23 protein-coding genes and 4 pseudogenes are annotated in these 23,079 nt (G+C 47.9%); 5 read left to right on the forward strand and 22 right to left on the reverse strand.

Translation table 11 applies throughout. The features are described from left to right. Positions 1-46: 46 nt before the first annotated feature. Both WJU16_RS12335 and WJU16_RS12340 read left to right on the forward strand, forming a co-directional pair. Positions 47-690: pseudogene (locus WJU16_RS12335) on the forward strand (TOTE conflict system archaeo-eukaryotic primase domain-containing protein); the annotation flags it as partial. A gap of 132 nt (positions 691-822) precedes the next feature. Next, a complete protein-coding gene (locus WJU16_RS12340; RefSeq protein ID WP_404980345.1) occupies positions 823-3,033 on the forward strand; it encodes a DEAD/DEAH box helicase family protein in 2,211 nt (736 codons plus the stop codon). Here WJU16_RS12340 and WJU16_RS12345 read toward each other — a convergent pair. The 15 genes and pseudogenes from WJU16_RS12345 to WJU16_RS12410 form a co-directional block, all read right to left on the reverse strand. Continuing rightward, positions 3,025-3,630, reverse strand: a complete 606-nt coding sequence (locus WJU16_RS12345) for a DUF2730 family protein (protein WP_341838608.1) — start codon at positions 3,628-3,630, stop codon at positions 3,025-3,027. The genes WJU16_RS12340 and WJU16_RS12345 overlap by 9 nt on opposite strands. Before the next feature lie 31 nt (positions 3,631-3,661). After that, positions 3,662-4,663 (reverse strand): relaxase/mobilization nuclease domain-containing protein, encoded by a 1,002-nt coding sequence (locus WJU16_RS12350; RefSeq protein ID WP_341838609.1) that lies wholly within the window; start codon positions 4,661-4,663, stop codon positions 3,662-3,664. Beyond that, a pseudogene (locus WJU16_RS26095) lies at positions 4,660-4,947 on the reverse strand (plasmid mobilization protein); the annotation flags it as partial. The gene WJU16_RS12350 and the pseudogene WJU16_RS26095, both read right to left, overlap by 4 nt. A 284-nt stretch (positions 4,948-5,231) precedes the next feature. Continuing rightward, a complete protein-coding gene (locus WJU16_RS12355; protein ID WP_341838610.1) occupies positions 5,232-5,540 on the reverse strand; it encodes a hypothetical protein in 309 nt (102 codons plus the stop codon). A 55-nt stretch (positions 5,541-5,595) separates the two neighbouring features. Further along, positions 5,596-6,588, reverse strand: a complete 993-nt coding sequence (locus tag WJU16_RS12360; RefSeq protein ID WP_341838611.1) for a toprim domain-containing protein — start codon at positions 6,586-6,588, stop codon at positions 5,596-5,598. Next, the gene (locus WJU16_RS12365; RefSeq protein ID WP_341838612.1) at positions 6,581-6,886 is read right to left on the reverse strand and encodes a helix-turn-helix domain-containing protein; all 306 of its coding nucleotides are present in this window, start codon (positions 6,884-6,886) and stop codon (positions 6,581-6,583) included. Before WJU16_RS12365 ends, WJU16_RS12360 begins: the two co-directional genes overlap by 8 nt. Positions 6,887-7,031: 145 nt before the next feature. Then, the gene (locus tag WJU16_RS12370; RefSeq protein WP_341838613.1) at positions 7,032-7,895 is read right to left on the reverse strand and encodes a hypothetical protein; all 864 of its coding nucleotides are present in this window, start codon (positions 7,893-7,895) and stop codon (positions 7,032-7,034) included. Between the two features lie 72 nt (positions 7,896-7,967). Further along, the gene (locus tag WJU16_RS12375; protein ID WP_341838614.1) at positions 7,968-8,618 is read right to left on the reverse strand and encodes a hypothetical protein; all 651 of its coding nucleotides are present in this window, start codon (positions 8,616-8,618) and stop codon (positions 7,968-7,970) included. Positions 8,619-8,655: 37 nt separating this feature from the next. Further along, positions 8,656-9,510 carry a nucleotidyl transferase AbiEii/AbiGii toxin family protein gene (locus WJU16_RS12380; protein ID WP_341838615.1) on the reverse strand — a complete coding sequence of 285 codons (855 nt, stop codon included), beginning with the start codon at positions 9,508-9,510 and terminating at the stop codon, positions 8,656-8,658. Then, positions 9,485-10,489, reverse strand: coding sequence for a type IV toxin-antitoxin system AbiEi family antitoxin (locus tag WJU16_RS12385; protein ID WP_341838616.1), 1,005 nt, complete (start codon positions 10,487-10,489; stop codon positions 9,485-9,487). The genes WJU16_RS12380 and WJU16_RS12385 overlap by 26 nt, the downstream gene beginning before the upstream one ends. Before the next feature lie 294 nt (positions 10,490-10,783). Further along, positions 10,784-12,124 carry a site-specific integrase gene (locus tag WJU16_RS12390; protein WP_341838617.1) on the reverse strand — a complete coding sequence of 447 codons (1,341 nt, stop codon included), beginning with the start codon at positions 12,122-12,124 and terminating at the stop codon, positions 10,784-10,786. An 899-nt stretch (positions 12,125-13,023) separates the two neighbouring features. After that, positions 13,024-13,338: pseudogene (locus tag WJU16_RS26100) on the reverse strand (UPF0149 family protein); the annotation flags it as partial. 471 nt (positions 13,339-13,809) lie between these two features. Then, the gene (locus WJU16_RS12400) at positions 13,810-14,208 is read right to left on the reverse strand and encodes a hypothetical protein (protein ID WP_341838619.1); all 399 of its coding nucleotides are present in this window, start codon (positions 14,206-14,208) and stop codon (positions 13,810-13,812) included. Between the two features lie 23 nt (positions 14,209-14,231). Further along, entirely contained in the window at positions 14,232-14,708 is a 477-nt protein-coding gene (locus WJU16_RS12405; protein WP_341838620.1) for a hypothetical protein, read from the reverse strand. A 157-nt stretch (positions 14,709-14,865) separates the two neighbouring features. After that, positions 14,866-14,979: pseudogene (locus WJU16_RS12410) on the reverse strand (DeoR family transcriptional regulator); the annotation flags it as partial. A 208-nt stretch (positions 14,980-15,187) separates the two neighbouring features. On the opposite strand from WJU16_RS12410, the gene WJU16_RS12415 reads away from it, so the two are divergent. Then, the gene (locus WJU16_RS12415) at positions 15,188-16,288 is read left to right on the forward strand and encodes a glycosyltransferase family 1 protein (RefSeq protein WP_341838621.1); all 1,101 of its coding nucleotides are present in this window, start codon (positions 15,188-15,190) and stop codon (positions 16,286-16,288) included. Positions 16,289-16,420: 132 nt separating this feature from the next. On the opposite strand, the gene WJU16_RS12420 is transcribed toward WJU16_RS12415, so the two are convergent. From WJU16_RS12420 to WJU16_RS12445, 6 genes are all read right to left on the reverse strand, one after another. Then, positions 16,421-17,248, reverse strand: coding sequence for an SGNH/GDSL hydrolase family protein (locus WJU16_RS12420; RefSeq protein WP_341838622.1), 828 nt, complete (start codon positions 17,246-17,248; stop codon positions 16,421-16,423). A 171-nt stretch (positions 17,249-17,419) separates the two neighbouring features. After that, complete coding sequence (locus WJU16_RS12425) at positions 17,420-18,124, reverse strand: hypothetical protein (protein WP_341838623.1); 705 nt, start codon at positions 18,122-18,124, stop codon at positions 17,420-17,422. A 60-nt stretch (positions 18,125-18,184) separates the two neighbouring features. Then, positions 18,185-19,192, reverse strand: coding sequence for a hypothetical protein (locus WJU16_RS12430; protein ID WP_341838624.1), 1,008 nt, complete (start codon positions 19,190-19,192; stop codon positions 18,185-18,187). 2 nt (positions 19,193-19,194) lie between these two features. Beyond that, positions 19,195-19,920, reverse strand: coding sequence for a hypothetical protein (locus WJU16_RS12435; protein WP_341838625.1), 726 nt, complete (start codon positions 19,918-19,920; stop codon positions 19,195-19,197). Next, entirely contained in the window at positions 19,917-20,687 is a 771-nt protein-coding gene (locus WJU16_RS12440) for an HmuY family protein (RefSeq protein ID WP_341838626.1), read from the reverse strand. The genes WJU16_RS12435 and WJU16_RS12440 overlap by 4 nt, the downstream gene beginning before the upstream one ends. A gap of 7 nt (positions 20,688-20,694) precedes the next feature. Continuing rightward, positions 20,695-21,384, reverse strand: a complete 690-nt coding sequence (locus WJU16_RS12445; RefSeq protein WP_341838627.1) for an HmuY family protein — start codon at positions 21,382-21,384, stop codon at positions 20,695-20,697. A gap of 172 nt (positions 21,385-21,556) precedes the next feature. Here WJU16_RS12445 and WJU16_RS12450 point away from each other — a divergent pair, with 172 nt between their 5' ends. Both WJU16_RS12450 and WJU16_RS12455 read left to right on the forward strand, forming a co-directional pair. After that, positions 21,557-21,886, forward strand: coding sequence for an antibiotic biosynthesis monooxygenase (locus WJU16_RS12450; RefSeq protein WP_341838628.1), 330 nt, complete (start codon positions 21,557-21,559; stop codon positions 21,884-21,886). 3 nt (positions 21,887-21,889) lie between these two features. After that, on the forward strand, positions 21,890-22,012 hold the full coding sequence (locus WJU16_RS12455) for an alanyl-tRNA synthetase (protein WP_341838629.1): 123 nt from the start codon (positions 21,890-21,892) through the stop codon (positions 22,010-22,012). 75 nt (positions 22,013-22,087) lie between these two features. Here the strand turns inward: WJU16_RS12455 and WJU16_RS12460 are convergent, their stop codons facing one another. Beyond that, positions 22,088-23,074 (reverse strand): AraC family transcriptional regulator, encoded by a 987-nt coding sequence (locus WJU16_RS12460; protein WP_341838630.1) that lies wholly within the window; start codon positions 23,072-23,074, stop codon positions 22,088-22,090. Positions 23,075-23,079 lie beyond the last annotated feature (5 nt).

A 23,079-nucleotide genomic window follows, 5' to 3' on the forward strand; every position in this document is an offset into this window, starting at 1 on the left:
ATAAAAATACACTACTGATTTGTCAGAACTAAGCGTCGATAAAAAATTGCAGATATTCCGCTCCCTTTTCAGGGGGCGCGAAGACGTATTTGCAATTCGCTGGGAAATACCCGCCAGTTCGCCAGGTGGGGAAGCTAAAAGCGGCTATATGCCTGCTTATTTTTACGACCCTTACCGATACAGGACTCATAAGATGAAAGGAGGCACTTTTCAATCTTACGCTGATAAAGAATATCTACCGCTTACGAACGACCAGCTTACGAAACATTTGAATGGTGAGCATCTTATAGGGATATACCCGCTATTGCAAGACAATACCTCCTGGTTCATTGTTGCGGATTTTGATGAGCAGAACTGGATAGCCGACAGCAAAAAATTTCTAAAATGCTGCAAAGCCAGAAACATACCTGCATATCTGGAACGTTCACGTTCGGGTAAAGGGGGCATGTATGGGTGTTTTTCAGCCAACCTTATGCAGCCATTAAGAGCAGAAAGATATTCCTATCGCTCCTTACTGAATCGGGAGTGACTTCGGTATTTGATAAGAATTCGAGCTTTGATAGGTTATTCCCAAATCAAGATACACTTTCCGGGAAAGGACTTGGCAACCTCATAGCGTTGCCATTACATAAGCGCGCTTTAGACGAGGGAAACAGTTGTTTTATTGATCCCGAAAATTTGATGCCATTCCCCGATCAATGGAATTTCCTTTCAGCGATTGAAAAGGTGAACACCAAGCTGCTAGAGGAGATATATAACTCTATTTGGAGTGTCGGTAGCAGTAAAGCAATAATCAATGACCTCGGAGGTAATAGCGAACTAATGGTATCATTAGATAATGCTTTACGGTTAAATCGCTCAGCAATACCGCTTACGCTCATCACCTTTCTTAAAGAAGAATTGAATTTCGCCAATTCAGAATTTATCATCAAAAAGAAAGCTGGGAGAAATACATTTGGGACAGGACGATATTTCAGGTTTATAGAGGAAACAGAGAACGAAGTTGTTTTACCACGAGGCTTTGCCGGCAAGTTACTGAGATTTTGTAAAGATACCGGTATTGCTTACACCTTTAAGGACAAAAGACAAAAAAAAGCTGCCACTTCATTAAACTTTCAGGCAGCACTGAGGAGTTACCAGGTTCCGGCTCTGGAAGCAGTAAGCAAGAAGGATATGGGTGTGATTGTTGCGCCACCAGGATCGGGAAAAACTGTAATCGGGTTAAAAATCATTGTAGATAAGCAACAACCTGCATTAATAGTGGTTCATCGGAAACAATTGATGGATCAGTGGGTAGAAAGAATTGAGGCCTTCTTGGGGATTCCCCAACACGAAATAGGGAAGTTAGGAAAGGGGAAATCAAAGATTGGTAAACACATTACCGTGGCTACTATTCAAAGTCTGGCTAAAGAAATAGAAAAAGATGCAGCATTAAAAGATACATTCGGCACAATATTGATTGACGAATGCCATCATATTCCGGCTGAAAGCTATAGAAGAACAATTCACCAGTTCAATAGTCATTATTTGTATGGACTGACAGCCACGCCTTTTCGAAAATACAATGACGGGAAACTGATTTTTATTCACCTGGGGGAAATAATCGCCGAAATTACAGCACAGCAAACCGGCAGGCATAAGCTGGCTTCAATTGTTGTTAGAAATACTGGCCTGGATATTCCATTCAATACAAAAACAGACAGGTTTGAAACATTGTCCAAGATTCTGGTACATGATTCTTCCAGGAACAAACTGATTTTGAATGACATCACCAATGAATTGAACAGCGGTAAAAAGGTGGTTGTTCTAACAGAACGAAAGGAACATATTGATTCACTACATCAATATCTTAAACAGTCGTATGAGGTCGTTACATTAAGTGGTGAAGACTCGGAAAGCAATAGAACTACAAAGTGGAAAATATTGAATTCAGGTAATTATCAGGCTTTAGTCACCACAGGGCAATTTTTTGGAGAAGGAACTGACCTTCAAAATGCGTCGTGTTTGTTTCTGGCATATCCCTTTTCTTTTGAAGGAAAATTGATACAGTATATCGGAAGGGTACAGCGATCAGAAATTACGCCAATTATATATGATTACCGGGATATTAAGATTGACTATCTCAATAAGATATTTCTAAAAAGAAACACCTATTATCGAAAACTGGAAAGACAGTCAAACTTATTTGAAGATCCTATTGAAGAGAAGAGTACCACTGCTGTTAAAAAAGCAATTGTAACTATTGACAAGGGAATAAATGTGGCTATTGAATCGCTGGAGTTCAGATATGGCAGTATTGTTTTTGAATACCCGGCCACCGAATTGAATCTTAAGATAGAATTCGAAATTCAGCATGATGATATTCGGCCTGAATTTGAAGTCTTGAAGCCATATTTTGCCAAAGCGTTGAAATTGAAGCATATTAAGGTGTCTATATATGCAGAAGTAGAAAATGGACAATTGGTATCACAATTGGCGTCATCGGAGGATATCAAAAAAATTGACCGGCAGGTTATCGAAGGAGTTCGCTTTCAGTTTGTTACCAAACCGTTGCTTGGGCGGATCAATCCCAATAACAAAAGCGATGAAAATATTCAGCTTCAAACAAAACATCCTCTATATGAATCCGGGGAAGAACTATTGGAAGATATGCTAAAGCATACTCAATTCAAACACCATAGACATCTGCGATTTCTAGCCGATAATCATGCAGGACATTTGGTAAAGGTGAGGTTTATATTACAGCCATTTTCCTTTGTGTTTCTTCTGGAAGGGCCGGAACAGTTTCACATTGTTTTAGAAACGCTCGATACAGAGGAGGCCAGCTATCTTTGGCATTTCCCCAAGAGAATTTCCGAGTTACCTCTAAGGTTAAAAGAAATAGACAGTTATTTGGATATTATCCGGAAGCAGGGTCGGCAGAGATTTCTAACGGCTCCGCCCGAAAATTTCAGCCGTATTCTCCACGATTATTCCGATGAGCAAAAAGGGTTTATCATTTGGAAAGATATGCTGAGTGAGAAATTAGTTTGACTTCCTACCCGCCGCCTCTTCCAACCTTTTAGCCTCATTCTTCAGCCGTTCCGCTTTTTGCAGTCGCTCAAAATTGACCCTTCGCTGCTCTTCTGTTTCCAAAATAGATTTCCTGAGATCAGGATCTACCTGGTATAAGCTGTCTGCCCGGTCAAGAGAAAGCTGTAAAGAGTGGTGTGCAGTGTCCAGTCGTAGCATCCGGTATTTGGTATCGTTGGCTATGTACCCGTCCAGCTTCTGACCTGTTATATACCAACCGGTGCTTGCAAAACAAAAAGCCAGGAATAGCCCGGCAGTTACCCAAGCCAATTTAGGTATATGATGCAGGGTTTTAACAGTAGCCGGTTCTCTCAGCAACTTTACGCCGATGGTTAATTGTTTTGAAAACTCCTGCATTTCTCTGACAGGGAAACGGACATTTTTAATCTCTGCCTTTAGTTCGTTCATGCCGGTTTTCAACTGCTGTATGTCCTGTCTGTTATCCGGGATGCTGCCGATCTGTTGTGCCATATCGGCAATCTTTTTGTCCTGGGCTTCTATTTTCTTCAGCGCCGCTTCCATAAAGGCTGCATTGCTGTCATTAACCTGTTCATTCATCTTCATAACTTTTTATAGTGAACCGATGATGTTATCGTTTGGGCCGCCGGTTTTGTTTGCGCTGCCCTCGCAGATAACCTTCCAGAGTAAATTCATAAGGTACCTGTTCATGGGTATCTTCCGGTTTCAGCAGGTCATCTATGATACCGGCTGCACCTTTCATTAGTTCAGTGGTCAGCGCCGACAGATCATTTTTCTGTTCTTCTTTGGGCACTGTACGCCGCCGCCTGGTAAGGGACAGCTTTTGTTCTGGTTGTTGGACCTGTTGTTGCTGCCGTACCGGTCGCGGCTCCTGCAGATGTTCCTTTTCTTGCAGGGCAAGTGATTTTCGCAAACCCGCCAGTGAAAATTTGCGATCAACCTGGCTACCCTTAAAACTATATTCGCCAATTTTAAAACTAATACCCTGCTTTTCCTGGGTTTGCCCTTTATACTTGTACAAGGTTTCAATACGCTGCTGCTGTAACCGGGTTTCCAGTTCTTCCAGGGTTTGGCAATGGGGCAAGTTTTCTGCAATCGCTGTATAAATTTTATATTTACCGGCCTCCAGTTCATTCATGGCTTCCAGGTGGGTAAGCTGCAGGTTCTTCTTTATAGCGGGAATCAGCTTATATTCTTTTGTCAATGCCTGCGCTACCTTTTTACCCCGTAATCCTATCCAGCTATCAGAAATAACCTCGCCATCATTGTTTACCATGTTGGCTACAATATGCAAATGCAGGTGGGCTTTGTCGGTATGTTTGCTCACTACGTATTGTGTGTTGGTAATGCCTAACCGTTGCAAATACTTCCCGGCAATCTCGGTCATGATTTCATCGGAAGGATTTTCACCGGGGTAGAAACTCAAGATACCATGAAAGCAGGCCAGTTCTTTGGACGGGTGAAGCTGCCGTTGCCGTTCAAAATCTTCGGCCATCAGTTTAACATCATGGCTCCTTACGCCTTCGGCGATCAATATTTCAGCACCGGGTTTGTTAGCAATGTAATTGCAGGTATGATAAAAGGAACGGGCCGGAACCGGTTTACTGATCATGGCGTTAGTTTTTTAAGTATTACATCCAACTGGTCACGGAAATGTTCAAAGTATAGCATTGCCTGTAAAAGTCCCTGCTGGTGGCAGGCTTTGGTAAGCTGGTTGATATTGCCCGACATACCAACTAACTGCCTGACAAAATGCCCTTCTTCTTCGGTTAGCCGGGCCATTACCCTCCCGTTGATGGTTATTTCCCGGATATAGTTGGATATACTTATACCTGCCTGCGCAGCTTTCTCCTTGATAACAAAGTATTCCACCCGGCTGTAACGGACAGCGGCCCGTACTTCCTTTTTTACCTGTTTGACCGGCCTGCCTGCCTTCTTTTTTTCCTATTCACAGTTTCCATAACACATATTTTTTTGTTCCAAAACCGGACATCAAGGCCGGTTCCCCCACTGCGACCAACGGGAGCGGTGGGCAAGCGTTGTTGTCGAACCGTTTTTTGTTCGACAACAACACCGCTTGCCTTAAACCGGAGGTTTAAAAACTGCCCTGCAAATCGCTACTGCTCTCGGTAATAGCAAAGCGGGGAAAAGTCGCATTGCCTCCGATAATCCTACCGGCTTCATTTACTGGTTTCCTGGTTGAAAACTTTCGGGTTGTCCGCACCATATTTCCGGAGGTTCGCTTTCAAATTCATCCAAAGCTGGATGTTGAAGTCGGCCAATTCCATCAGATCCTCCCGGTCAAGCTTGTGTGGATTGGTTACCTGGCCCGCCTCCTTTCCTCCAGGCTGGCTTTCGGTGAAGGAATAAATATTGGGTGCATACCCTTCGCCAATCTCCAGGCTTTTGGAAATAGCGAGGCTGCTGCCGTAAAGTTTCAGGAGCTTCCCACTGGAAAGAGAAAGCGTTTTGCGTTTCAAATCTGCCATCTGTTTCGGTTTAATAATTATGAAATAGGTTTACTAGATCATCCGTCTGAAGACCCTAAATGCGCTTACCCTTCTTGTTCTGGGGGCTACCCGGTGGAGGATGGTGGACATCCTGCATCATCTTCCCTGACTGTCGGAGGATCGATTGTTCCTGCTCCAACTTTTGAAAGTTCTGGATCAGCCAATCGTTCAGGTCATTACTCCCGGTATAGAGCTGACTTCCGTCCCGAAATTGCGGTCCGAACATCAATGCCTGCCCGGTACATTGGCGCCCAGCGGTGTCCCGATCCAGGTAGAGGGTGACCCCGGCATGTCGATCCATGATAGATCTGTGCTTTGGGAAATAGGCGAGGGAATTCAAGATTAGGAAATTGCTTGGTGGTTGGGGACGGTATTGCCCCAGGGTAAGAAATGATAGGAAATCGAAGAAGCCTTCAAATACCGCCAGATCATTGCACCCCTGATCCAGGAAAGTGGACGCCTTGGGCGAACTACTGCCTTTAAAATGTGCATTACGAAGTTCAAAGCCGCCCTGGTCATTCTTAAACCCGATGGCAAAAAAGTGCCGACCGGATAACTCAAACTGCACTTCCTGGCAATAAACTGCCGCGATTGACAAAGGGATTTTGCGTTCCGCCAGGTAGCGGGAAAGCTCCGGCGATGCCAGCGGGCCGGCGAACAAAACGACAATCCCTTTCTTTTCACCAGCCCGGCTGGTCGAGGGCTGAACGGCTGATGGAATAGAAATCTGGCTGCGTTGTTGGGGACGATTAAAAGAAATGTAGGGTTTCAGCCTCTCCAAAAACTCCCGGACATCGCATCGGAAATACGCTATCCCGAAATCAATAATGGTCCCTCCCTGGCCGGTTCCATGATCGTACCATACACCCTTTGCCCTGTCGACCTTAAAGGAGGGGGTATGCTCTTCCCGTAATGGAGATCGGTACCAGTATTCCTGCCCGCGGATCTTTTCCGGGTAAAATCCCAGGAATGCGAGATAATCCACCTGGTCGAGCATTTTCGCTTCCTGGGTGGTTACCCTATTCATGGCCGTACGTTTTACCCTGGGATTTACGTTTCTGCTTGAGGTATTCCAGCACTTCAGAGCGCAGGAAATATACCCGGCCACCCTGTTTGTGAAAGGGCAGGCCCTGCTTCATCCATTCATGGAGGGTTACCAATGATACCCGGAAGATACCGGCGATTTCCTTGCGTGTAAGCAAGGGCTCCTGTTGCGGATCGGCAGTCGCACCCTCTTTTGCCGGAAGGTTCTCCAGGCATTCTTTCAGCGCCTCTCTGATCCACCGCCGGAAATCGTTCTCGTTGGGAATAAATAAAGTGTCCATAAACTTTCTGTGTTATGGACGCAAGATGGGTTAAGCGGGAAGGGAAGTCAATGCCGGATTGGTCATGGATTTTTATCTATTGGAAGTCAATAGGTTCGCAGGCATTCAGTGGCATGAATATGAATTAACTAAGGTAGATTATGCCTTATCCGTAGAAGAATTCTTCCAGAGCCTGGATCAACTTTTGGACTTTGGGGTCGTTATTTTTAAGTTTTGCGATGCTCGCTTTGGCATTTTTTTCGACCGTATTGGGTTTTTTATCGGAAAAATCTTGGAAATGGTGCCGGAGGATCGCCGCCAGGTTAATATTGCTGAAGCCGCTGAAGAGTGCTTCCGTTCTATTTTTAGGGTTATTGAGATGCTGTATTATATATAGTAATTGCACCAGCTTATCCTCGTGGTTTTTATTATTCAGGCTGATGCTACCGGTCGGAAGCAGATTTGTGGCGCTCTCCAATCGGGCAATCGCATCGTCAAATTTGTGCTCCAGTTTATCTGTCAGATTATCCAGTCGCTGTTGCGCCTCCTCGGCTTTGCCCGCCGCCTTACTGTCGATCACCAGTTGGAGATCCCGGGAAATATCCTCCCTGGTTAACTCGGCATCTGCCCGGAATAGTTGCTTTTTCTCCGCCACCCAATCGGCGGCTGATTCCAGTTTGATTCTTCGTTCCTTACTGGAGCTTTTCTTTAACCTTTCTGTCAATTGCCTGTCGAGGTATAATATAAAGGTGTTTTTCTCGGGGAAGGCATCAAAATGGAAGTCGAGGTATTTATAGATATCCTCCCCGGTGTATTCGAATAGCTTGTTGAACACCTCATTGTTGTATCGAACAGCGAAAGGCTCTTTGGGAAAGTAAAGGTGGTAGTCCTGCTGGTAGGGGCCTATTTTATATTGGAAATAAGCAATAAACCCTCCCGGCTCCCCGGTATAGGCAGATCTCGATCCGAAATCGGCCAAAATATTACGGAATAGCATATTCGAGGAAAGCCAATTTCTGAAGTTTCCCATGACCCTATGATTTGTTCTGCTGAAATTTAAGAAATCCGGGGCAAAGGAAATCATTGTTAGGAGCAAATGAACTCAATCGTCTTCCGTGAATGTATTCCGCCGATTTTGGAATTTTATATATTTCCCGAGGGCAAAAAGAACCTTATCAACATGATAAGTGTATTCAGGATCTTGCCGCAACTCGAAGGTTAGTTTTTCTGAGAGCCATTCCTTGTATCGGGCAATTAATCCAATTTCCTTCTTTGTAATTACTTCCAACTTTTTATAACGCTCAACAACGGTAGAATTCCCTCTGAATTCATACACGGCAAAAGCACGTAAAACATGTTGGTCGATAATCGGCTCATTAGATTTTCCACTAAGAAATTTGCCATATTGGTGAAAAACTATTCCCTGAACAGCTGAATCCTCTGATTGAGCCAAAACTCCCGCAACAATGTGCTTCAATTTCTTTAAGTCACCATTTTTCCAAATGAGGGAGTAAAGGAGCTTTTCCATAGCACTAAATCCGGAAATATCAAGAACAGTGTAATCATCTGCCAATACTCCTTTTCTCCTCAGCTCTATGATTTCCTCCCGTGCAATTTTGAAAGGAATTTTGGGATAAGTCTCCTCTGAGAAATAGAAGCTATTGCTAATGTTATGACCAACTAACAATCCGTCTACTTCGTGAGTATTTTTGCATTTCATTAATTCGTCAAAGACACTTAATAGCCGTTCCATTTTTGTAATTATTTATTGATCCGTCACCGCCGCCAAATTATTCTTCAAAACCCTTCAAGATTTCCCTTACCAGGTCGGTGCATTCCTTCACCGAAGTATTAAAATATTCAACCATAATTGCCGCCATACGACTTTCCGCCGGCTCGCCTGCATTATTGGCTAGTATTCGCTGAATTCTTTCCTGGAGTTTATCATTCCTGTCAGCGATTTTCTTTATTAACCGACCTATTACCCTGGCGGAGATCAATTGCAAATCTGCATCGTCGCCTTCAAATAAATCACTGTGCTCATCCCAAATTAAGTTGTCATTCATTGAGAAGAAGTGGCTAATGATATCGCTAATATCTTTGATATCATCTCTTCTCACTTCCGGCCTATCATCCCAGGCAATTAATTTGAGTACAATAATTCCCGGGAGGGTACAAACTTTGAATGGGCTTACATCCTGCATTTCAATTTCAGGCAGGCCTTCATCATAAATTTCCTTGAACCCATCTACGTTAACGCTCGTATAGCCCGTTCCTTCAACCGTTACACGTCGATTTTCGTCCTCAATGTTGCCAAAGGGCAATAAGTCTACCTGGGTACCATCCTTCCATAAAAGGACAAAGGCATTGCCTTTATATGCCTCGAAGTCCTCCTCAGATATAAAATATTCTTTGATTGCCTCATATATCCCTTTGTCATTTATAAAAACGGCAAAGTCAATGTCGCGTGTAGCTCTTCGGGGAGAAATGTTATTGATTCCCGACATCCACACATTCCGACTTACTGCTCCTACCAGGTAAAAATCAATTTCAAATTTCTTAAAGCCGCGTTCTAACGCCTGGAGCATATCAGCCAATTCAGGCCTTAAACGCAATTGTTCAAAACTTATCTTGTAAAAACTCATTGTAAATTTTTTCAGCGGTTTCCATACATCTTCTGTCTCCGGTATTTATAAGATCAACATAGACTAGCAATGGGGGAGCAACGTTACTGTTCGTTTCATCGCTATTCCAAAACTTTTTGTACACTTTTATGTAACCATTGGGATCTGGAAGGAATCGATAATTCTTGATTAATTCTGGTTTTGCCTCTGTTGTGTAAAGGGTGAATATCTCTGGTTGCAGATAGTTCGTAAGCAAATCGCCTCCTGGCTCCCCTCCCCACCAGCTTTTGCTGTCATTGAGTTCAATTTGATTCCACTTTGCCGCCTCGGTTTGATTGATAAACCGAAATGTTCCGACAAGCAGGCTTGGCTTTAGTTTATGTTCGTAAGCATCCATCCATTTGGCTAGTAGCTCCCTTTTTCTGTACAACTGATATTCGTCATCATTGATTTTTAATAAGTACCCCTGTTGCTTTAGATCGGTCATTATGAAATTAATATTGCCAAAACTGATTCCTGTTACCTCTGCAATATTCCTATAGGTGGTATTGACCAGTTCGGGCATTAGTAGAAAGTGAAATACAGCCTTCAAACCTGTTTTGGCAAAGGCCCGGCCCAATTTTTCGTCTTCTTTCATGATTGGCTTTTTCCCCTCCAGCCAGATGAAAAGATCTTCTACTCTATAGTACATGTTCCCGCTGGTTTCCAGATAAGCAATCCCCTTTTCCTTTAGTTCTTCCTTTATTTTTGGAAAAATGTTATCCGCAACCACCATAAGAGGATGATATTTCTTAGCCAGCATTTCAATTTCTGGTAATTGATAATTTCTCAGCTCTCTTTTTGCTTCTATATAAACTCGGTGTTTCTTACCATTATATTTGAATTCCATTGCGGCATCAAGACCCTCAGTCGTAGGCCCCTCAGTGAGCTTTGCCTGGATTTTTGTTTGTTCTTCCCATTGTTCAACCGCTTCGTGTATTATTGTTGCTATTTCCCTCATGTTTGTAAAATTTTATGTTTTACGTAACGCAAACATCTATATTTTGCAAACAAAGGTAAGGTAAATCCACCAATCTGCATGCAAAAAAGCCTTGTTTGCGTAACGTAAACATAAATAAAATGCAAACATAATCGTAACTATCTGAATAACAATATTATGGCAACTAGCATTCGGCATATTACTTTAAATTATATGTAACCAGTGTCTTCTTTGTTCACATTATTCGTATGTTCACTAAAAATGAACAGCGCCAAAAAGTGAACAATCAAACACTCCAATCCCCCGTGAAATATGTCATTTTTCCATTCCCTCCTTAAAAGCCACCAAACGCTGCGAATACTCCTTCTTAACCGATTTTTCGAAACTATCCAGGTAGCTCTCAGTCGTCTTCATGCTGGTATGACCAAGCGATTCCTGGATAAACTCCGTACTTACGCCAGACCGCTTTAAGATCGTCGAGAATGTGTGCCTGGCCACGTAGGTCGTCACTTTTTTCTCGATACCCAGCTTCTTCCGGATCTTCGCCATCCAGTCATTAATCGCCTGGACAAACAATTCGCATAACTCTACCTGGCGCAAAGGTGTAACATTATGCTCCATCCAGGGAAAAATGTAATTCTCCGGGCTCTTGTCTTTATTCCCCCAGTAGTCAATAATCCGCTGCATGTCCTCTGAAATAAAGACCGTAATGGGTCGGGGATCAAGCCTTGTAGAGTTTACTGTCTTGGCCCGTTCAAAAACGAGATAATCACCGTCGATATTCTTGTATTTAAGGTGCATGATATCAGTAGGATTGATTCCATTCGCCAAGTAAGAAAACAACCAAAAATCCTTCGCTTTCCGTTCCCGCTCATTTTCGGGCTGATAATAATATATCTTACTCACATCCTCCAGCGTCAACGCTTTTTTGATATTCCGAGAAGATGGCGGTTGATAAAGCCTCCGGCCAAAAGGATAACAGTTCTCCCGCTTAATGATTCCTTGGAAAATGGCCTCATTAAAGGCGGCACGCAGGCAACGGGTGTAAATACCGACGGTGGTCTTAGAATATTCATGCTCCAGCAACCAGGCCTCAAAACGCTTCAGATAGATGACATTAATATCAACGAACCGTACATTACCGCTGAAGCGGGCCAGTATATTGTACGTAGTCTGGTAATGGACAGCCGTCCGGATGCGGTGCTCGTTTAAAAGTTTGCTGATATAAAATAGGAATACCGCCAAGATCGTGTCTGGCTCGGGCTTAGGCAACCGGAAAATAGGGAAGCGGTTATCATACATCACCTGGTTGAAAGGGTGGTTATCGAGTTCCGCGACTTCTTTGATCGCCTTCCGCTGGTGAAAAGAAGGATTGTTTAGGATAAACGCTTTCTCGAAACCTTCCAACGTGAATGGCTGCAATCCTGCCGCCGCTTCCTCGGCATTTCGCTGCAATTGCTTGAGGGTTTCTTGCATCTTTTTCAGGCACTCTGATTTTTGCCTAGAGGACAAAGCCTTGAATTCTTCCTCGCTCAAGTCGTAAACCGTCTGATAGCGGCGAGGTTTGCGATTAAAAATTGCCAGCAGCTTCACCGGAAACTTTCCCGTTTTTTTAGCCCGGCGGGTGTCCAGGCTGATCGAAATACTCAATGACATCTTGACTAAATTTTCAGGTTCACAATGGCTCTCCGGCCTCCAAAATTTGCCAACAATTTGCCAGCAAAGTCCCCGTTAAAGGGCCTTCGGACGGCTTTTGTCAAATTAGTCAAAAAATATTAAACGATTGATAATTAAATAGTTAAGTTAAATCAAGTTCACCCTGGTTAGCCCTGATTAGGCCTTTTCAAGGGCTGTTAATCAGAGGGTCGTTGGTTCAAGTCCAACAGGGGGAGCGGAAGAAAAGAAAAAGGATCGCGAGAGCGGTCCTTTTTCTTTTCTTCTGCGCATCGTGGTGGTTTACTGGCTCCTCTAAGCCACACTCTTCACATTGTAAGATATTGTTGGTTAAATCGGATAGGCTCCGATTTCCTAGTAATAATTTTACAAAGCCAAAACTAAATAATATCAATAACCAGACTCTCCTCTGCCCTATTTCCTATACTTGCGCGAATAACTCTTCGTAGTTCCCTCGCTTAATCTACCTTCCATCACCCGAATCAGTGTACAGCCATTTTCTTTATATACTCTTCCCTTTTCAATTGATTCGACAAAACCCGATCTCTTCACCATTTTTACCCGCAAGGCCAACAATACCATCCCCTTCCACCGGGGCGGGAAGCAGCGAACGGCTCTTCGGTACTTTAATTATTTTGCACCGCAACAATGTTTATACTTTTTACCACTCCCGCATTTGCAAGGAGCATTTTGACCTTGCCGGGGCCGATAATAGCTGCCCGCCTGATGATGTTTTCAGCATAGGCCTGGCGGTGAGGTTCAAAATATTGATAAATAGCGGGCACTGCGCTTTCTATTGCGTCGAGCAGCTCTTCGCGATCCGCAGCCGATTTGGGTGCCGAAGAAGTACGTAACGCGGGGTCGGGGACGTTTTTATGTCGAATTCCCATCCCCATCAGAAAGCCTTTGGCCCAATCGTTCCCATATACCACCCCGTCTGCATGCTCTTGAAAAAATGCCAAAAACGCCATATCCTCCGATAGCATCGATACGATCACATTCCAATGACGGATCAGCGTTCGTAATACAACCTCCGCTTGTTGTTGTGAATCAAAGTTGGCTTCACCGAATATTACCAGCATATATTCACTGGGCAGTACCGTCTCCGGACCGCAGTTCATAGCAGTGAAAAATCCATCTATCATCTCCGGGTTCATGGCTCCCTGTCCCTTCAAACTTTCAATGTTTTTTATCAACTACTGGTATTCGTCTTCGGTTGGCGGGATATTTATTTGCATAGCTTTTGCAAATTAAAAAAGCCATATGCAATTGCCAAAAGCATTCCACTCCAGGCTTCCGCCCTGTCATCTGACACCCCTGCTCCGCCAGCTTCCCGCTGGCTGGAGGCACTAAGGCCGAAACGCCGGTTATCTCCAGCAGGAATCGCAGCGTATCCACCATGCTTTATGCGCAAAAAGCCGGCCACGCCCTTCAGCGCAGCCGGCTCTTCTTTTTATTCTCACGATCCTATATCGCCGGATCCTGCGGCGTATTCGGATTATTATCCCGCTCGCTTAACGGATACGGATAGAAATTCCGGTTCCGCTCCTCACCGGGCTGGTTCGGGCCCGGACGGTTAAACCGGCGGCTATCCTCCAGTTCCTGGCCGCTGACGAACATCTCCAGCCTGCGCTGTTTATAAATATCCGTAAGAATCGCGCCCTGGGTCACCGCACCGGCATAGGGCGCCTGATTCGCGCCAACACCGTAACATCATCCGCGGCTTTTTTGGTCCGTATGGCATTCAACGCCACGATCGCATTGGGGAACTGCTGCTGCCGCGCGTAGTTCTCCGCGATGATGAGCATCATCTCTCCCGGCAGGTACACCGGGTAAGATGCCACGTTGTTCAATGCGAAAGCCTTCAGCGGATAGATGGTTGCCGCCGTCTGGCTGATATAAAACTCCACCCGCGGATCGCTGGCCGCGGGAACCGGGGCCAACCTGTTACGCAATCCCAACGAGGAGTCGATCGCGCCGAAAACATTCCGCGTGGCCGCCAAATCGCCAACCGGGTTGGGCGTTGCCGTGGAGAAACGGAACTCGGAGCGTTGCTCCCGTTCCACTGTTGATGTAAGCCTCTCGGGGTTTAGATTGTTTCCAATCCCGCCGCCCGGTAGCGCTTCAGGAGATCGTTGCCTGGGTTCAGTTCTGTTATTATGGTATCGATGCTATTGATATTACACACTTTGAGCCGCTGCGCGGTATTGATCTTTTCCGAGATCGCCAGGGAAACCACCCTGGTCGAAGATTCGATCATCGCTTTTTTGATCTGCACCACATCGCGGTCGTTGTCGGTAAGCCCGGCATGGAGGTCGATGGCGTTGTTGCCCAGGAAGCAGAGATCCGCTTTCACCTGCCGGATCTGCTCGATCGCGGCGCCGCCGACGGTAATCTTCGAGCTTTTCAGCAAGCGGTCGCCGATGAGAATGACGTCGATGTTGGGATGCTGGGAATATTCGTACGCCACCGGTAGGCTGCCGGTGAAAAACGTCGCATGCAGCGCGGGCGGAAGGGCGCGCGCCATTTCCAGGATGGTGGTGCCGCCGGTTGTGAGCACGAACATACCGTTTTTGGATAAGTTGTGCGGCTTTCTGCGCGATTATTTTCTTCTCCGTGGGAGCGTATATGTCGGTAGGACTAAAAGCATTATGGAAAGATTTGAAAAGCGCGCCGCCATGTACTTTGATAATCCTGCCGGTTTCGGCCAGTTCGTTCAGATCCCGCCGGATCGTGTCTTCCGACACGCCTAGCCTGCCCACGAGGTAAGTCGTGAGCACTTTGTTATGGAGATTAACTTCATGCAGGATCACGTTGTGGCGCTCTTCCTTCAGCATAAGCGGGGCAGGTTGGTTGATATGCCGAATTTACCGAAAAAAGCACCGGATTCCCGCATAAAAATGCATTAAACGGTCAAAAAACACGCATGTAGCCGCATTAATTATGCGTTTTGCAAGGCAAACTTATCCAGATGGCGCGCATAAAGCCGGCAAAGCGTTCTGATTTAAGTATCTTGGGGCCAGCTATTTTGAATTGTTAAGAGATATGAAAGTCAGCTTCGACCACCAGATTTTTACCATGCAGCGCTACGGCGGTATTTCAAGGTATTTCGCCAATATCTGCAATTCCCTGCAGGAGCGTGAAGATGCTGAGTGTAAATTACTGGTGCTTTATAGCAGGAATCAATACATCCAGGACCGCCAATTCCCTATGTCTCCTTTCCTCGGGGAAAGGTTACTGAAGAAGAACAGTAACCTGGCGAAGTGGAATGAAAAATATGCGCGCCATCATATCCGGAAGAATGATTTCGACATCCTTCACCCCACCTATTACCATCCTTATTTTTTGGAAGGATTGAAAAAGCCATTCGTTATTACCGTTCACGACATGATACACGAGTTGTTCCCCGAATACTTTTCGACGAACGAGGTGTATGTCCGGTACAAACGGGAAACGATCTCCCGGGCGGATCATCTTATCGCGATTTCCGCGTCTACCGAAAACGACTTGCAGCGTATTTACAATATCCCGGAAAGTAAGATCAGTGTGGTGCATCATGGTTACCAGGATAATCCGGCGTTGCTGAATGCGGACGATACTTCCTCTTTCCAGCCACCTTTCCGGGACTATGTGCTTTTTGTCGGAGATCGCGCGGGATATAAGAATTTCGGGCGGTTTGTACAGGCCGTAAAACCGGTGCTGGAGCGTTACGATATCCACCTGGTATGTGCCGGCGGCGGGGATTTTGGCGCAGCGGAACATGAAATGCTTTATCGTGCCGGGATACAACACCGGGCGAAACAGGTTTCCGCGTCAGAAGCGCAGTTAAATGCGCTCTACCAACATGCGCTCGCATTTGTTTATCCCTCCCTATATGAAGGCTTCGGTTTACCCATCCTTGAAGCATTCCGGAACAATTGCCCGATCATCACCAGCAATACCAGTTGCTTTAAAGAAGTAGGCGGCGATGCGGCCATCTACTTCGATCCCTACCAGGTGGAAGACATGACGAAAGCCATCGATGCGGTGATCAACAGCAAAGAACTCTATGGCCAGCTGCGGGCCAAAGGCACGGAGCGCCTCGGCCTTTTTACCATGGAACGTTGTATGGAGGGGACGATGGAGGTGTACCGGAAGTTGGTGTAATATCCCACCCGAACCAACGTTCACGTATCCAAACATCTATCACTACGGCGCCGGACGGAAAATGAATTACCTCGTGCTTATGCGCGGAAGCATTTTCAATTATCCATGGAATGAGGGATTGCATATTTATTCTTAGTATCGTTTCATGATTTTGACAAGCATTTTTGAGATGACCTGATAGCCTTTATCGGAGGGGTGGAGGCCGTCGTACGTCATATCGATGGCTTCGGGCGGGTATGGGTATGCGTCGGATTCGGGGTTCCAGGGAACATCTTTCCAGGCGGGCCAGGCAAATGCATGGGGTTGACCGGTGGAGGGGTTTTTCAGCCATTTGAATTTCACCATATTCTTGAGATTGATGCCGCTTTTGTGATAGAGGTCCACGAAGTCGGCGTTTTCGAACCGGGCGATAGAATCGATGGCGGCCACGAATGATGCGAGGGTTCTTCCGTTTTTGTTAGGTTTGTAGGAACCCCAGGCGTTATTGCGGGCGTTATTCAGGTACACGAAGTCGCCGCGTTGCAGGGGGGCGATGAGGATCAGGCGGGCGTTGGGGTTGAGGGATTTCAATTTATCCACGATGATGCGAAAAGAACCATATACAGTGCCGTTGCCGCTGTTGGTGGTATAATCGGCCATGGTACCCAGCTCGCGACCAGCCCACCAGTCATTCGTTCCCAGGAAAACCGAATAAATATCCGCTTTGCCGATTCCCAGTTTGTCGAATGATTCGGCGATACGCCCGGCGGTCCAGCCGTTGTGGCCCTGGTTATGGTATTTGATATGGGGGAGCTTTTCGGTCACCATCGTCATGTAGCCTTTAGTGATGCGGAGCTGGGTTTCTTCGGGGTGCTCGTTCATGTAGGTGATGGAGTCGCCAATCGCTACCCAAACCCGTTCGCGTGGGACGAAGGAGGTGAAGAGGAGGAGAACGAGCGATGCTGAGAAGAAGAACTTCATATTTATCGAATTATACCGTTGCCAAAATATTCAATTTCTTCAACAGTTTTTCCCGGCAACCGGACGATTCCAATATCCAGGCGCTTACCCCACAAAAAATCGGCCGCGGTCCCCCGCGGCCGATGAACTAAACAAAACTCAATATTACTTTCCAAACCAGGTACCCGCGCCTTAGAGCGCCGAGTACACAAAGTTATAATACGGGAACGCCCCGCCGGTTACGCCATTCTGGTAAATGGACGTCACCTGCATCTTCCAGAGCGTAGTGCCCACCTTCACCAGTATCGTTCTGCCGGATACAGGCGTTACGGTATGACCCGTGCTCCAGGCGTACGTATACCAACCCCGGTTATTCGCATAAGCCGATACCGCGGGAGGAATGCCGGTGCCCGTTACCGTGTTCATCCCGATCACGTTCGGGCCAGCAGGAGAGGTGCCCGGAAGGAGCGCCACCGCCCAGTCAGCCGCAACCACCGACCCAAAGGCTTTGTCGATGATTTTGATGGAATCGCGCGGAATCAGGTCGCCGGTGGCGATGCCCGTCATCTTCAACTCAAAGGTCGATGGCGTGCCGGCTTCGTTGACGGAGAAACGCCAGTAAAAATTGCCGTCCGCAGGCTGTCCCGGGCCAGTGCTGTAGGCTTGCTTGAAATTGGTCACCGTGTACAACGCACCGCTGCGCGCAATAGTGCCGGAAGTAACGCCCGGACCGGTAATCGCCTGGCTCGTACCGTCAGGAATGGTGACGGCGATGCCAAGGTCGCCCGCGGGAATACGGGCCTGATCTGGGGCGGCCACGTCATTGTTCTTCGAACAGGCGGCCAGGAACAGGGCGGCTGCAAGCAGTCCGCCAATAGGGCGAAGGGTTTTCCTCATGGTAATCATAGTGTGATTTGGGTTTGTGGGTGAAACAATTTGAATTGGTATGTCAAATACTTAGGGTTCAACTGTGAATTTTACAAAACCGGATACCTCCAGGTAATTCTTCCGGTTGTTGTTCCAGCTCCACCAGCCGGTGAAATCCGTGATGCGCAGCCGGATCCCCATCGCGCCGGGCCCCCAGTCGCCAAACTGGTACGTGCCCGCAGGGAAGTTGTCGGGAATGCGATAAGTAACCGTCGTGACCGTACTGCTCACAATGGGCAGCGGCATGATCTCCTTCTCGAAGTAATTATCATCGTAGGTATACGCAACGGCGTCTTTCATGTCGAAGAAATTCGATCCGGAAAAGGTGATGGTCTGCCCGCGCTTTACCGTTACATCCGCGGCGATTGCCGTCACTTTCGGGCTTTCGCTGTTCTTGTACAGGACGCCGAACACGTAGTTCTCTGTGGTTCTGGACTGTTCGCCGCAGGTGATGCGCACTTTATACGCACCGGGCTTCACGCCCGTTTCGGGTATTTTCACCCGGATGTTCGGGATGCCATTGTACGGTGTAAAAAACTCGATTTCCATTTTTGTGGCAATGCCTGGCGTATCCACCAGGTAAAAGTTGGTAACGGCGGGATCCGCTACGAAGTAGCGCATGGATGAACCGATGTCGGTCACGAACTCGCCGCCCCTTTCCGCGATATAGGAGCCCGTTTCGCTGATCTGGATGGGCGCCTGGTTCAGGACCACTTTCAGGAAGTACTTCTTCTCCGTCCCATTCTGCGCTTTCACTGTATAAGCCGTACCCGTCCTAAATGGAACCGATGCGCCCGATGCCGGGCTCAGCGTAGCGCCTTCCGACACCTCGATCTGCGGCTGTATTGTTTCCGGCGCGGCCAGGTGGAAAGGCCAGTACATCACGATGCTATCTCCCGACATGGCGGCCAGCATCATTTCCTCCCCCGCCTCCACTTTAAAACTGGCGATGCGGGTATGCGGCGACGGCGCATGTTCTGTTTCTTTCTTGCATGCGGCCAGCAACAGGCCGAAAAAGAGGATATATGCGATTCTCATTTTTACAGTTTGTTAATGCGGATGGGATATTGCGTGGTCTTGACACGGCCGTACACATACACCCGGAGGCGATAAAGGCCGGTTGCGGTAAGCTTGTCCAGCAGGGGTTGCTGCGATTCGGATATATCCAGGTAAGGAGACACCTGGTATAAACTGCCCAAATGCGTGGTCGACAAATTGAACGCAGGCAACTCGTTACCGCCTTCATCCACCAGCGCTACTTTCATCAAATCATTGTTCTCCGAAAAACCGCTTCCTTTCATGTAAATGGTAAAGCTGGAATATTGATCTTTCGTGTTGATGGTGAATTCCTTGATGTCGTCCACAGTACTGAGCTCATCCAGCGTCAGCTCAGGCTGGTGGGTCCGGAGAACGAGCTTGTACGCGCGCTTGCTGCCGTCGGCGGCGGTCACGGTGTAGGTGATTTCGCGGTTGGTGCGGATGGCGCCGAAAACATCTTCCACCAAAGTTCCCGAAGCCGGCGAAACGGTAGCACCCGCCGGCAGGGTGATCTCCGGCTCCAGGATCGTTAACTGGCGATAGGAAGGAAGATATAGGGTGATGGTATTTTCCTTATCCGAAATGGCCGCCGCAATCGGGTCGCCCTGGACGTTCACGATGCGGAACGACTCGATGCGGTTGGCCGGCTCAGGCGCCGCATCGATCGTTTCCGTTTTGGTGCAGGCAAACAGCCCGCAGGTCAGGAGGAGGGAATAGATATATTTCATGGGATGTTTAAATTGGTGGAACCATCCATCTGGATGGAATATCGGAATGTGATGTAACCGGGCTTGTTGGTACGGTCCGGATTCACCGGACTGTCTTTGTAAATATTTTCCATGATCAGCTTGGCGTACCGGCCCTTGTGGGTTTTCACGATCAGCACGCGCGGCATGGTGTACACGACGTGCGACTTCTGCGGATTCCCCGGGAACATGCTGCCGTAGAAATCATAATATCCCCAACCGTCGAACCCGCCAAGGAAGTGGTCGAGCCCAATGTCGCGGGTTACGAATCTGAGGCCCGGGGGCACCGTAGTCACTTTGTTGTAAGCTTCGTTCCAAAGCGCGGTGGGAATTGGTAAAGTCTTAGGCTTGAAATTGGAGGTGTCGTAATATTGCGCGTCGAACTTGCGGTCCACGATCACCGCTATCTCCGCTTTTCCCGGCCCGCCGAATCCCGGCGTACCTACCGCGCTCCCGTTGTTGGGATAGATGCTGCTGTTGTAGATACCGTAAAACACGATGTCCCAGTTGCCCGTTTGCCGCTGCGATGCGGGTATCACTTTGTTTTCTTCCAGGCTGTAGTACAGGGAAACGGCGTCACCGGCGGATGTGGCGTTGGTATCCGCCACGAGGTCCACTACGCGGTAGGTGCCTGTTTTCACGGCATTGCCGCCGCCTGTTTCCGGAGGCTCCGGCGTAACCGGCGCATCGTCTTTGGAACAGGCCGCCAGCAATACGATGGCCAGCATGCCAATCAGTTTTGTTTTCATGGTTGAATCAGTTGGATGTATTCAGCTTCCGGCTTCCGTCGGTCTGAACGAAATATTTGAAAGTAAGGAAGGGAGCGGGCCAAAAGAGGTCCGTCACCACCGGAGGATTTCCTTTGTAAATATTGAGCAACGCCAACTTGGCGAATTTGCCGTCGGCCGTTTTGAGGACGAACGTCCTGTTTTTGATCGGCACGCAAATATGATTGCTGAGGGAATAGAAGAACCAGCCATACCCATTGCCGCTGTCCCACCCCACGCCGTGCACGCCTTTACTCTCGAAATCCGCGTCGGACGGCGCTTCTGTTACCTGGTCGTACGGTTTTTCGACGATGATCATGGCGCCTTTGCCGGGGCCGCCTGCGCCGGGCGTTCCGGTATAGGTCCCGTTATTCACGACCACGTAGGAATTGTATTCCTGCGTGAAGGCGATGTCCCAGTCGAGGTTCTTTAAATACTGCGCGGAGTCGGCGGTGGTTTTGATGAGGCGCGACTGTTTGGTGGAGAAGCTAAATATGAGGGAGAAAAACGGCCGTTGCTCTTTGCCTTCGCCGGGCTCGCCGACGGAAGCGCCCGTGTCCGCCTGGAGATCGGAGATCAACGTGCTGGGAGAGCCTGTGGGGACGGGGGGATCGTTGCTATCCTTCCCGCAGGACGCGATCAGGACGGCTACTGCTATGATCAGGAATCGTAATTTCATTGGGTTGTGGTTAGAATCGCAAATTTCAGTGCAACTGCTGACCACTTCCGGAAAATCACCAACCCATTCAGGAAATATGGAATGTTTCCGTTTCGGGTAACCGAATTTCCGCCGAAGGTTGATGACAATTCGATGACATGCTTACCTTTATTCCATCAAAAAAGACAATACTATGATAAATCACTATGTTGCCATTAACTACATCACTTGCAACGATGACTTTAAAGACCGTTTCGAGCAGATGTTTGCCACCCGTGCGCACGCGATCGATACCATGCCTGGTTTCATCAATATGCATGTGCTCCGGCCCGAGAAGCCCGGAGACGCATACCTGATCGTCAGCTACTGGGAATCGGAGAACGCATTCCGGGAATGGATGAAGTCGCCCGCTTTCACCGCCGGCCACCAGCGCGGGTTCGACGAGCTGGCGAAAGCCAAAGCGGAAGGCCGGCCCGCACCGATGTCAAGCGATTTCAAGATTTACCGCATCATCAGCGAATAAAAAATGAAAGCACCCAATAAGGAGGCCATCCTGAAATGGCTGAAGAGACTAGGCTTCTGGGGATTTGTATTCTTCCTCGTAAAAGGCCTCGTGTGGCTCGCCATATTTTACTGGCTGGCCACCTGACCTGGTACTTTGCCGCAAATGCCAAAACGCCGCGTGGCGGGGGATTTCATGTCTCCTGTTGCGCGGCTTTTCTTTTTATACGTCTCCGCCCTTTATCCTTCCCGGCGCATAGCCGAAATATTTTTTGAACGCCCGCGTAAAATGTGCGGTGTGTTTGTATCCGGACAGGTACGCCACTTCGGATACCTGCTTCCCTTGCCCCAGCAATTCCCTGGCATGCGCCATTTTAATCCCCTGCAAATATCCGTACACCGTGGTGCCGAACACCTGTTTGAAATGGCTTTTCAGATAGGCGTCGTTGGTGCCCACCTGGTGCGCCAGGTCGATGAGGGTACAGGGGCTGTGGATATTACTGGCGATGATGTCGCGCACCATGTGCATGCGTTCCACGTCTTCCTTCCTGAGCGTGCGCGCGCTTTCGCTGGGTCGCAGCCCGGCCATCTGCTCGTATTGCGCCAGCTGGATCGCCAGCAGCTCGATGGTTTTCGCTCTCAGGAACAATTGCTTGTAACGTCCTTCCAGCGGGCAATGCAGCATGTCGTACAGGATCGTGCTGATCGATGACTGCAAAGGCAGGTTCACGGCGCTGATGGCTGCGGCTTCATTCCTTAAGATGCTCCCCGAGAAAATCTCGAACAACGGATGATCGTTCGGCATGGCCTGCAGCACGAGTTCGGGGCTCACACCCAGCTCGAAGATCTCCAGCTGCTCATGGGCGGGCCATTGCATGTGGATGTCCTCTTCCGGAAAAAACAGGTAATTATACTGATGCCGGTCGAGCGATGCCAGCTTGTCGGCCCCGCCTTGCGCGGAGTAACTTTTGCTGCCGCTCACCGTATAGCTCATCTGGAAAAAAGGCGTGGTATTGCGGATCACGATTTCGCCTGCGTTGCTGGAGCGTAGATTGTAATACCCGAAATTGATCCCGTCGGGGCTCAGCATTTCGTACACGGAACCGGTGTGCCCGTCCTGCGACAATTCGCGGCGGCGCTCACGGAACCCTCCGGTATTGTTGATATCGAACCGGCAGGAAGGAATGATATGTGCGGGTTGCGCAGGCAAATGGA

The sequence above is a fragment of the Chitinophaga pollutisoli genome (genome assembly GCF_038396755.1).
Taxonomy (GTDB): domain Bacteria; phylum Bacteroidota; class Bacteroidia; order Chitinophagales; family Chitinophagaceae; genus Chitinophaga; species Chitinophaga pollutisoli.